10 protein-coding genes are annotated in these 11,339 nt (G+C 36.6%); 8 read left to right on the forward strand and 2 right to left on the reverse strand.

Annotated features, from left to right (window positions below; all coding sequences use genetic code 11):
- Positions 1-51: 51 nt before the first annotated feature.
- The 7 genes from dinG to nth are packed head-to-tail and all read left to right on the forward strand — an operon-like array spanning position 52 to position 7,460.
- Positions 52-2,835: an ATP-dependent DNA helicase DinG gene (dinG, locus tag C406_RS0117030; protein ID WP_017381865.1), complete on the forward strand. Its 2,784-nt coding sequence runs from the start codon at positions 52-54 to the stop codon at positions 2,833-2,835.
- A 22-nt stretch (positions 2,836-2,857) separates the two neighbouring features.
- On the forward strand, positions 2,858-3,028 hold the full coding sequence (locus tag C406_RS20330; RefSeq protein WP_081503781.1) for a YpmA family protein: 171 nt from the start codon (positions 2,858-2,860) through the stop codon (positions 3,026-3,028).
- 9 nt (positions 3,029-3,037) lie between these two features.
- Positions 3,038-3,520, forward strand: coding sequence for a cell wall elongation regulator TseB-like domain-containing protein (locus C406_RS0117035; RefSeq protein ID WP_017381866.1), 483 nt, complete (start codon positions 3,038-3,040; stop codon positions 3,518-3,520).
- Positions 3,521-3,536: 16 nt separating this feature from the next.
- Positions 3,537-4,739 carry a pyridoxal phosphate-dependent aminotransferase gene (locus C406_RS0117040; protein WP_017381867.1) on the forward strand — a complete coding sequence of 401 codons (1,203 nt, stop codon included), beginning with the start codon at positions 3,537-3,539 and terminating at the stop codon, positions 4,737-4,739.
- 15 nt (positions 4,740-4,754) lie between these two features.
- On the forward strand, positions 4,755-6,050 hold the full coding sequence (gene asnS / locus C406_RS0117045) for an asparagine--tRNA ligase (protein ID WP_017381868.1): 1,296 nt from the start codon (positions 4,755-4,757) through the stop codon (positions 6,048-6,050).
- A gap of 24 nt (positions 6,051-6,074) precedes the next feature.
- Positions 6,075-6,788: a DnaD domain-containing protein gene (locus C406_RS0117050; protein ID WP_017381869.1), complete on the forward strand. Its 714-nt coding sequence runs from the start codon at positions 6,075-6,077 to the stop codon at positions 6,786-6,788.
- Between the two features lie 12 nt (positions 6,789-6,800).
- Complete coding sequence (nth, locus tag C406_RS0117055) at positions 6,801-7,460, forward strand: endonuclease III (protein ID WP_017381870.1); 660 nt, start codon at positions 6,801-6,803, stop codon at positions 7,458-7,460.
- A gap of 170 nt (positions 7,461-7,630) precedes the next feature.
- On the opposite strand, the gene C406_RS0117060 is transcribed toward nth, so the two are convergent.
- Together C406_RS0117060 and recU are read right to left on the reverse strand one after the other, a co-directional pair.
- Positions 7,631-10,303, reverse strand: a complete 2,673-nt coding sequence (locus C406_RS0117060; RefSeq protein ID WP_017381871.1) for a penicillin-binding protein 1A — start codon at positions 10,301-10,303, stop codon at positions 7,631-7,633.
- 31 nt (positions 10,304-10,334) lie between these two features.
- On the reverse strand, positions 10,335-10,940 hold the full coding sequence (gene recU, locus C406_RS0117065; RefSeq protein WP_017381872.1) for a Holliday junction resolvase RecU: 606 nt from the start codon (positions 10,938-10,940) through the stop codon (positions 10,335-10,337).
- A gap of 180 nt (positions 10,941-11,120) precedes the next feature.
- Between recU and C406_RS0117070 the strand changes: the two genes are divergently transcribed.
- Entirely contained in the window at positions 11,121-11,306 is a 186-nt protein-coding gene (locus C406_RS0117070) for a hypothetical protein (RefSeq protein ID WP_017381873.1), read from the forward strand.
- Positions 11,307-11,339 lie beyond the last annotated feature (33 nt).

Below are 11,339 nucleotides of genomic sequence, written 5' to 3' on the forward strand. Positions count from 1 at the left end.
GTTTTGTGATACAATTTTTTGTAAGAAGTCTAAATTGTGAGTTGATATTTTATGTTAAGCCCTACCTATGCCATCGTTGATATTGAAACAACGGGTCATTCTCCTGCAAAAGGAGATCGAATGATTCAATTTGCTGTTGTTTTCGTTAAAGATTGGAAAATACAATCAACCTATACAACCTTCATCCAACCTGGCAAGAAAATTCCTTTTTTCATACAAGATCTAACAAATATTTCTGATGAAGATGTTAAACAAGCACCTATTTTTGAAGAGGTTGCAGGAGACGTCTTTGATATGCTTGAAAATTGTATATTTGTCGCTCACAATACTAATTTTGATTTGTCTTTTGTTCAAGCTGAATTTAAGCGAATTGGATTTCCTTTGTGGAAAGGTAAAAAGATGGATACTGTTGAATTATCTCGCTTACTATTTCCCACTTCTTTTAGTTATAAATTACAAGATATTACATTAGAACGAGGCATCGAGATGACAAACGCACATCGTGCAGACGATGATGCATACGCAACAGCTGAACTGTTTATTGAATGTATGAAAGAAATTGAAAAACTACCTATTCAAACGTTGGAACATATCCATAAAAGATCGTTCCAACTAAAATATGATAGTTCTTCTTTATTTTTTGAAGCACTTCAGAAAAAAAGATTGATGATAGTAAAAGATGATTTGGATATCTATAAAGGGATTGCTTTACGTAGAAAACAAGTCCAACCTGGACCTGTTGAATCATCTATTAATTATCCTGAAACAAAAAATCAGAAACGATTGTTTTTTTCAGAAGGGCTTAAAGACTTTAAAGAGCGTGATGGTCAGTTTCAAATGATGGATTCCATATGGAAAACCTTACAAGCAAAAGATGAAATAGCGATTGAAGCATCAACAGGTATAGGCAAGACATTGAGTTATTTAATGCCTAGTTATTTCCATGCAAAACAACAAGGAAAGAAAGTATTAATTAGTACATATACTTCACATTTGATGGAGCAATTGGTTGAAGTGGAAGTACCTAAATTAGAAGCAATCGTCAAAAGTAAAGTAAATGTGGCCATACTAAAAGGTGCAAGACATTATATGGACTTACATCGATTTGAAGAGTTACTACGAGCTGAAGATGAATCCTATGATGATACATTTACTATTTGTCAGTTATTAGTGTGGCTAACAACTACAGTAACAGGAGATCTAGGCGAATTAAATACGTCTAGTGGAGGTCAATATTTTCTAGACAAAGTACGGAAAAATGCATTTTCAATAAAAACATCAGAAGTAAGTAACCATGATTTTCATTCATATGCATTAGCTCAAAGTCATCAAGCAGATTTACTCATTACCAATCATGCGATGTTATTTACAGATAAACATCGTTTAGAGCCACTGTTGACCAATGAAATTACTTCGTTTGTTATCGATGAAGCTCATCAATTTGTTCAAGCGGCGAATGCCCGTGAAGAGCGAATCTTTTCTTACACTCAATGGAGATATGTATTTGGACAACTAGGGACACGTGATCAAGAGCAATTAACTTCATCTTTTGCAAAAGTTTTAGAAAATCATGGTTTTAACACGATAGGGTCATTTGAAGAACTAGATCGAATCTATGCACGATGTAGTAGTAAGTTTGATGAAGCCGTCCAATCACTTGTACAAAATGTAAGAGGAAAAAGTACACATAAATCTCATTCCAAACAAACGATATTACTTGAAGAGCTTTCAATTGATTATGCTTTATTAGAGGAAGTTTACCAGTATCTCCAAAGATGGATTACAATTGCACAAAATTTACTTGACCGATTGTCGAAAAGTTTATTAGATTCAACGCATGTTGACAAATTAGTAACAGCAGAATGGCAATATTGGCTAAATGAAATGAAAATTAAAACTGGAGAATGGGTCGACATTTTTCTATCATCTCCGAAAGAATATTCTGTTTGGATAGAGCTTGATCGAAGAAGTATTCCTAGTAGTCTTCATGTGTATAAAAAGCCAATTAATAGTACACATGCTGTAGATGAAGTATTTAATGAGTGGCGAGGGGATGCTGCTATAGTTTGGACCTCAGGTACATTATCAGTGCCAGGAAATAGTCGATTTATTGTAAATAAATTAGGACTTCCTGAAAGTGTGCAAATCAAAACCTATAATGCTTCAAGAGATTTTTACCAAGGTGCAAACTTATTTATTGTGGATGACATGCCTGATATTCAAAATGTATCACAATCTGACTTTATAGACGCCGTTGCAGATGCAGTCATTCAAACTGTCCTTGTAACGGAAGGCCGATGTTTTGTGTTGTTTACATCTCAAGATATGTTAAGAAAAACAGTTGACCTAATTCAAGATACAACATTACTTGAAGGGTATATGTTATTTGCACAAGGCATGACTTCAGGTAGTCGGATGAAGTTGTTAAAATCATTCCAACGCTTTCGTAAATCGGTGCTATTTGGTACCAATAGTTTTTGGGAGGGTGTCGATGTACCAGGAGATGCGTTGTCTGCAGTTATCATGGTGCGATTGCCATTTTCATCTCCAGATGAACCTGTCTTTAAAACACAAGCACAGCGTTTAACAAAGCAAGGAATTAATTCTTTTTCATCACTAGCATTGCCTGAAGCAATTCTTAGATTCCGACAAGGTTTTGGACGATTAATTCGCTCATCTTCAGATCGAGGTGTTTTTATTGTGCTCGATCGTCGTATCCAATCAAAGTCGTACGGAAAAGAATTTATTAGAGCTTTACCTGATATTCAGGTAAAGAAAGTATCATTAGAAGATATGGTCTTAGACCTAGAACATTGGTATAATGAGAAAGTATGAGTAAAGAGAGAAGGGGTTTAGAATCGAAAGCAAAATTGAAATAATTTCAACGGTTACGGTTGACTATCAATCAGACTTGTATAAAATTGTAGACGCCCTAAATCGCACTTTAAAACATAGAGATTTAATGTTTGGACTTGCACTAGAGAAAGACAATCAAGAGAAAGCCGTTTTCACAATTTATAAAACGTAAGGTGCAAACATGAAAAGTTGGGTTATATTTATAAGTGTTTTTATTATTTCACTAAGTCTGTGTATTAGCTTGTTTGTCATTTGGAAAGCAGGACAACCTTTTGCAGACGTCAAAGAAAAAGCTGAACAACTAGCAGTTAGTGAGGGAAATTTAAAAGAAGTGTCGGATTCAATGGTGTACAGTGGATCAACCATATATATTACTGTTCGTGGAAAAGATGGAAATGGGGAAGAAAAAGCTGTTTTTATCCCAACTAATCGCGAAAATTTAGTTATTGAAGAAGTAATACTAAAAAATGGGATTTCAAAACAACAAGCCTTAACAGTGGTACAAGATGAGTTTGAAGTGAAGGAAGTGCTACATACTAAACTTGGTTGGGAGCAAGACACTGCGGTTTGGGAAATTACTTTTTTGAATCAAAATGACAAGTTAAATTACGTGTACTTACTTTTCGAAGACGGAAAATGGTGGAAACGTATTTTAAATTTGTAAAAGGGGACGATCGATTTTGAAACCGCAATTAGCTAACCGTGTTCACACATTGACGCCATCAACGACACTTGCTATTACAGCAAAAGCGAAAGATCTAAAAGAACAAGGTATTGACGTGATTGGTCTTGGAGCTGGAGAACCCGATTATAATACGCCACAAAACATTTTAGACGCAGCTCTTAAGTCCATGAATGAGGGCAAGACCAAATATACCCCTGCTGGTGGCTTACCTGCTTTGAAAAAGGCCGTTATAGACAAGCTGCAGCGTGATCAAGAGTTAAGTTATGAACCTTCTGAAATTTTAGTTGGAATCGGAGCAAAACACGTACTTTATACATTTTTCCAAGTCTTTTTGAATGAATTAGAAGAAGTCATCATTCCAATTCCTTATTGGGTGAGTTATCCTGAACAAGTCAAACTTGCAGGTGGAGTTCCCGTATACATAGAAGGAACTGCAAAACAACAATATAAAATTACGGCGCAACAGATTAAAAGTGCTATTACTGATAAAACACGCGCGATAATCTTAAATTCCCCTAGCAATCCTTCCGGTATGATTTATTCGGAAGCTGAGTTACAAGAGATTGCACTTGTCTGTAAAGAAGCAAACATTTGGATTATTTCAGATGAGATTTATGAAAAATTAATTTATGGAGATGCACAGCACGTATCGATTGCACAAGTTTCAGATGATGCAAAAGAGCGTACAATAATCATTAATGGAGTTTCAAAATCCCATTCAATGACTGGCTGGCGTATTGGTTACGCTGCTGGTAACAAACAAATCATTAAAGCAATGACGGATTTAGCAAGTCACTCTACTTCAAATCCTGTGACAACATCTCAATATGCTGCAATCGAAGCGTATAATGGCACACAAGATGCGGTTGAAGAAATGCGAGCAGCATTTGAATCGCGCTTAGAAATTATTTTCCCGAAAGTCACTGCTATTCCAGGTTTTAAAGTATTAAAACCTCAAGGTGCTTTTTATTTATTACCAGATGTTTCTGAAGCAGCACGAATGACAGGTTACGACTCTGTAGATGCATTTGTGGAAGCCATACTAACTGAAGCTAATGTTGCGGTAATTCCTGGATCTGGTTTTGGAGCTCCATCAACTATTCGTTTATCATATGCAACTTCGCTTGATTTACTTGAAGCGGCTGTTGCACGTATAGATTCATTTGTACGATCAAAATGGCAAGAAGATTTGCTATAATTTCTGGAGGAACTTATGAAAAAAATTATGATTCAAGATTTGCATAATCATTTAGGTGAAACAATAAAATTAGGCGCTTGGTTAGCGAATAAACGCTCAAGTGGAAAAATCGCGTTTTTACAGCTTCGCGATGGCTCTGGATTTGTTCAAGGAGTCGTTGTAAAGGCAGAAGTATCTGAAGAATTATTTGCCACTGCAAAATCATTATCACAAGAAACTTCTATGTATATAATCGGGGAAGTGAAGAAAGACGAGCGTTCTTCGTTTGGTTTTGAACTTCAAGTAAAAGAAATCGAAGTCATTCACGAAGCGGTAGACTATCCTATCACTCCTAAAGAGCATGGAACTGAATTTTTAATGGACAATCGCCATCTATGGTTACGTTCACGCAAACAACATGCCATCATGAAAATAAGAAATGAAGTAATTCGTGCAACGTATGAATTTTTCAATGATAATGGCTTTTCAAAAGTAGATCCACCAATTTTGACTGGATCTGCTCCTGAAGGGACATCTGAATTATTCAAAACTAAATATTTTGATGAAGACGCATACCTATCACAATCAGGTCAGCTTTATATGGAAGCCGCTGCAATGGCACTAGGAAAAGTATTTTCTTTTGGCCCTACTTTCCGTGCAGAAAAATCTAAAACACGTCGTCACCTAATCGAATTCTGGATGATTGAACCAGAGATGGCGTTTGTTGAGTTTGAAGAAAACTTAGAAGTACAAGAACAATTTGTATCTTATGTCATTCAATCAGTTTTAAAAAACTGTAAATTAGAATTAGAGCGTTTGGAACGTGATGTAACGAAACTTGAACATATTCAAGCTCCGTTCCCACGAATTTCATATGATGATGCCATCATATTCTTAAATGAAAATGGATTTGATGACATTAAGTGGGGAGAAGATTTCGGTTCACCGCATGAAACTGCAATCGCGGAACATTATAAGAAACCGGTATTTATTACGCATTATCCAATTGGTATTAAACCATTTTACATGCAACCTCACCCGGATCGTGACGATGTTGTATTATGTGCGGATTTAATCGCACCAGAAGGATACGGTGAAATTATTGGTGGATCTGAACGTGTTCACGATTACGAATTATTAAAACAACGTTTAGATGAACATGGTCTTGATCAAAAAGCATATGCATGGTATTTAGAACTTCGTAAACAAGGTTCAGTACCGCATTCAGGATTTGGTCTAGGGCTAGAACGAACTGTAGCATGGATTAGTGGTGCAGAGCACGTTCGTGAAGCAATTCCATTCCCACGTCTGTTAAACCGTTTATACCCATAATAAAAACAAAGGAGGATTTCGGTTATGCAACAACAACAACCAGATCGGCTCCGTATGTGGACAGAGCAGGGAAATGTAACCATTTCCCAGCTCTTTTTTCAACATTATAAAAAATGTGATATACAAGATGACGAAGCTTTGCTCATTCTTCATATGTTAGCTTTTATTGAAAAGGGAAACCATTTTCCAACGCCGGATGATTTAGTGGATCGTTCTCATTTTTCGCATGATCAAGTCAGTCAACATATGCAAAGACTATTTCAAAAAGGCTATTTATCGATTCAGCAAAGATACGACGAAAACGGTATTCTCTTTGAGGCTTTTTCATTTCATGCATTATGGAATCGTTTAATTGACCATATTCTGAGCGAAAAAACCTCTAAAAAAGAACTAACTCAAAAAGAACAGGAAGGCGAGATTTTCCGCTTGTTCGAGCAAGAATTTGGTCGTTTTCTTTCACCAATGGAAAGTGAAACCATAACTATGTGGATGGATCAAGATCAGCAATCACCTGAGCTTATTCGTGCAGCATTAAAAGAAGCGGTTCTTGGTCAAAAAATGAGTTTACGTTATATTGATCGTATCTTGTTTGAATGGAAAAAGAAAAACGTCAAAACCATGAAAGACGTCGAAAAACAAGCAAGTCAATTCCGAACAGTACCGGAAAGAACAGCACCGACGCAACCACAAAAAACAAATAAAATTCCTTTTTATAATTGGTTAGAAGAGCGAGAGTAAGGAAGTGAGTATATGATAACAAAAGTTCAATGGGAGTACTGTTTATCAGAAATGGACAGAATGTTCCCTGATGCTCATTGTGAGCTCGTTCACAGTAATCCATTTGAGCTGACAATCGCTACATTACTATCCGCACAATGTACAGATGTGCTAGTTAATAGAGTGACACCAAGTTTATTTGCAAAGTATCAAACACCACAAGACTATTTGAACGTTCCTATAGAAGAGCTTCAAAACGATATTCGATCAATTGGATTATTTCGTAACAAAGCCAAAAACATTCAAGCCTTAAGTCGAATGGTAATAGAACAATTTGACGGAGCAATTCCAGAAAATCGAGATTTGTTAACAACACTTCCTGGAGTAGGGCGGAAAACAGCTAATGTAGTCGTGTCAGTTGCGTTTAATATCCCGGCATTAGCAGTTGATACGCATGTAGAACGTGTGTCTAAACGATTGGGACTTTGCAGATGGAAAGATTCAGTTCTCCAAGTAGAAGAAACAATTATGAAGAAGACGCCAAAGGACAAGTGGACGCGAACACATCATCAACTTATATTCTTCGGTCGTTATCATTGTAAAGCACAAAATCCACAATGCTCAGTGTGTCCACTTTTATCAATATGTAGAGAAGGTAAAAAACGTATGAATAAAGTGTTGGTATCCAATTAATTCAATTGTTCTTGCACTTCAATAGTTCAAGCAGAATTCCACATTAGCAACTAGATTAGCCAGTTAAAGAAATGATAAAATAGCTTTATTTAAATAAATTTAAATAAAAAAGAAGCAGATCTTTTCACAGATCTGCTTCTTTTTTTCGTTATGGAGTTAAGGATGTAACGTCAGTTATTTTGTCTGTTAGATAAAGCTGCTGTTGCTTCATCAGCAGAATCATCATCGCCATCTTCAGGTGGTGTTGGTTCTTCTATAGGTGGCGTTGGCTCTTCTACTGGTGGTGTTGGTTCTTCTTCAGGAGGTGTTGGTTCTTCTGCAGGTGGTGCAGGTTCCTCTTCAGGTGGTGCTTCTTTATCTTTATCTTTATCTTTATCTTTATCTTTTTCTTTGTCTTTTTCCACGTCTTTATCTTCTTCGGGAATTTCTTCTTCAACCGGTTCAGGTACTTCAACAGCATCAATTTCTAAAGTGGTGCTTGCTGGTGAACTTCTGATATTATCTGCTATTGCTACAACAGTAAATGTATACGTACTTCCTGGTGCAATCCCTGTAACAATTAAACCTTTTTGGCTTGTACTCTGAAGAACGGTAGGGGTACCTCCATCAATCGCATAGGAAACTTCAAATGCTACATCAAGATTACTCTTTTTGCCACGTTTAGAAGGTGCTTTATGGTCCCAAGATAAGGTAGCAGTTTGATCGCCTTCACTATAGTCTGCTTTTAGTTTAGTTGGAGCATCGACTTCAACTTTTTCGTATTCATAAGATACTTGTGTTGGCTCTGACCCGCGAACGAATAATTCCGTGCGCTTTAAGCTTGCAGGTGTAAATTCACTTGCAAGTCGAAGAGGGGAAGTGCCTACTTCAACGGTTGCTTCAATAACTGAATTTGGACGTTTGAAACTTGCTGTGTTTTTGCCATCGGATACACTTGTCATAACGTTTTTAAATAATCTTTGAGCAAATGTACGCTCATTTTGATTAGTTGTATCAATTGCGTCTTTTCGTGTATGATATCCTGTCCAAACTGCGATTGAATAGTTTGATGTGTAACCAGCAAACCAAACATCAGGTGCTGATCCATCTTTTAAATTGTACTTATTAAATTCATCTGCATCATAATTAGTTGTACCCGTTTTACCAGCCACATCAAGTCCCGAAATGTTTGCTGCTTTACCGGTTGAACCACTTCGCTCACTTACTACATCACGCAACATATCAGTTACCATAAAAGCAGTTGAATCCTTCATGGCAGGTGTAGATTTTGGTTTATAGGTTTTTTTCGTTTCTCCATCACGGAAGACAATTTCTCTAATAGTGTAAGGTTCTGAATAAATCCCTGCATTACCGAATGCTGCATATGAGGCAGCTAATTTCATTGTATTAATTTTATTATACGTTCCCCCGATTGCTGCAGCTTCAAAATCAAGAGAATCTCCTGTAAAACCTAACTTATTTGCAAACTCATTTCGCTTTCCTGCATCTACTTCTTTAAATACTTTTACAGCTGGAATATTTCTAGAACGAAATAATGCTTCTCTTATCGTCATAGAACCTAAATATTCCCCGTCAAAATTGCGAATTTGTTGATCTGTTCCTGTGTAAGTCATCTTTTCATCTACAATTGTATGTCCGGTTGACCAGTCTAAATATTCGATTGCAGGACCATAATCAAGAATAGGCTTAACAGTGGAGCCTATTGAACGATCGGTTTGTCTCGCATAATTTGTTCCATTTTCATAATTTCTACCGCCACCAACTGCGACGATTGCACCTGTTTTGGTATCGAGTACGGTCATACCAGCTTGCATGCTTTCAGTAGGGAAGTTTGCACTAGCTAATGCTTCTTCAACCGAAACTTGAGCTTGTGGATCAAGGGTGGTGTAAATTTTTATTCCATAATTTAGTGAATCATCTTCACCTTTTGCAGCTAATTCTTTTTTTACAATATCTATATAAGCGTCGTATTTATTTTCTTTAGAAATTTGACGTTTTTCTTCAGGCAACAATCCTTCTGCAATAGGAATCGCTTGTTGTTCTTCCATTTCTGCTTTCGTTATTTTTCCATGTTGTTCCATAAGTCGTAACACAATATTACGGCGTTTTTCTGCAGCCTCTGGGTCATCAAAAGGGTGATAGTTGTTTGGACTTTGTGGCATACCAGCTAACAATGCCATCTCATGTAACTTCAAATCTTTAATATCTCTACCGAAAAAGCTATTTGAAGCCGTACCAAATCCGTATATATTACCTGACATTAATACTTTGTTAAAGTACATTTCAAAAATTTCTTCTTTTTCGTATTTCTTTTCTAGTTGGTAGGAAAGATAGGCTTCTTGTGCTTTACGTTTTAGCGTTTTTTCATTTTGAAGAAATGAATTTTTAATCACTTGCTGTGTTATTGTACTTGCACCTTGTGAACCAAAACCACTTGTAATGTTTGCAAGAACTGCTCCACCTAAACGATAAAAGTCTATTCCATTATGTTTATAGAAACGCACATCTTCAGTTGCTAAAATCGCATCTTCCATACCTTTCGGTATATCCTTATAATTGACATAATCACGTTTTTCTGATGATCCAATTGTAGCGAATACATCATCATTTTTATCTAAAATTACGGATGTAATTGGATCTTTCAACGATTCTTCATCTAATTTTGGGGCAGAGCTAGCGTAAAATGCAAAAAGTCCTCCACCGAATAATAAACCGGCTAATCCGATGATAAAAATGGCAACTACAATGCGTCGAATCCAACCTGTTTTAGATATCTTTTTGGTTTTCTTCTGTTTCTCTAATTCTTTTCTTCGTTGTCCACGAGAGTTAATATTTTCGCTCACGATCGACGCCTCACTTTCGTGGCTTTACAGATTACTCTGAAAGCATCTTTGTTACTCCTTGTAAATAGTCTATCGGAGGGTATGCTCCTGGGACTACTTCAAAGGCGTGTTGTTCAAAAAAATCGAACGGTATTGATTTTTTACCACCATTACACATTACATTCCAAGCATCTTGCAAGGGTTGAAATGGTAGAATGAAATAGCGGTTAATCAATGAAAACCGAACAATTAAAAAGGTAATTCCTTTTTGTTCTGTGACTAGTCGCATGTGGTCAATTTGGTGAGCGTGGATATTTTTTAAAGGAAACGAGGTTTTATTTTTTGTTTCTTTCGCTTCAAAATCCACATGTAGCCCTTTCCAGACCCCATTGAAATCTGTCGTCGAAGCAATACGGTAATAAGCTTCCTTTATGACAGCGGCACTTCTGGATGGATATTCTACTTTGACTACTTGAATCGGTACTGGTTTCTTGTGGATGACGGCTGTACCCTTTTGCATGTAGTAGTCATTCGTTTCATTAATCTCATCCTCTAACGTTTTTCCCCTATTACTATAGGAATAATCCTTTTTTGAGCGAATTTCACTATTATTTTTTTTAGGAGTGTAAATTTTACCGTTCGGGTAGTTAATTTCCAAGCTCGTCACCTCGGGTATCAGTGTATCATAACCACATACTACTAGACGAGATTCTATCTTGAAGGTTTCAAGTTTGTGTGTCGAATTATCAAAGGTATTAGCATAATACTTCTAGTTTTGTCATGGAGAGAGGTATTCTTCATTAAATGCAGAATTTGATAGCAACTGGAGGGATGCACGATGAGAAGAATTGAACTATTAATTGAACAATTGTCATTGGTCGAGCATATTTTAGAAGCGCGTTTTATTCAAGAAAGATCGACTCAAACGCAAACTGTTATCGATAAAGGGTACCGAGTAGGCAAAGCATTAAAGGAAACCGAAAAATTAGTAGAATGGAATATCTGTTCCCGTAAAAGTGGTTAAAACCACTTTTTTTTGTTAGTGTGCCCAGCATGG

The sequence above is a fragment of the Paenisporosarcina sp. TG-14 genome, assembly GCF_000297555.1.
GTDB classification, from domain to species: domain Bacteria; phylum Bacillota; class Bacilli; order Bacillales_A; family Planococcaceae; genus Paenisporosarcina; species Paenisporosarcina antarctica.

Coding starts and splice junctions, on each gene's coding strand:
- C406_RS0117070 (WP_017381873.1), top strand. CDS start 11,121: ATGAGAAGAATTGAACTATTAATTGAACAATTGTCATTGGTCGAGCAT.
- C406_RS0117035 (WP_017381866.1), top strand. CDS start 3,038: ATGAAAAGTTGGGTTATATTTATAAGTGTTTTTATTATTTCACTAAGT.
- C406_RS0117050 (WP_017381869.1), top strand. CDS start 6,075: ATGCAACAACAACAACCAGATCGGCTCCGTATGTGGACAGAGCAGGGA.
- asnS (WP_017381868.1), top strand. CDS start 4,755: ATGAAAAAAATTATGATTCAAGATTTGCATAATCATTTAGGTGAAACA.
- dinG (WP_017381865.1), top strand. CDS start 52: ATGTTAAGCCCTACCTATGCCATCGTTGATATTGAAACAACGGGTCAT.
- nth (WP_017381870.1), top strand. CDS start 6,801: ATGATAACAAAAGTTCAATGGGAGTACTGTTTATCAGAAATGGACAGA.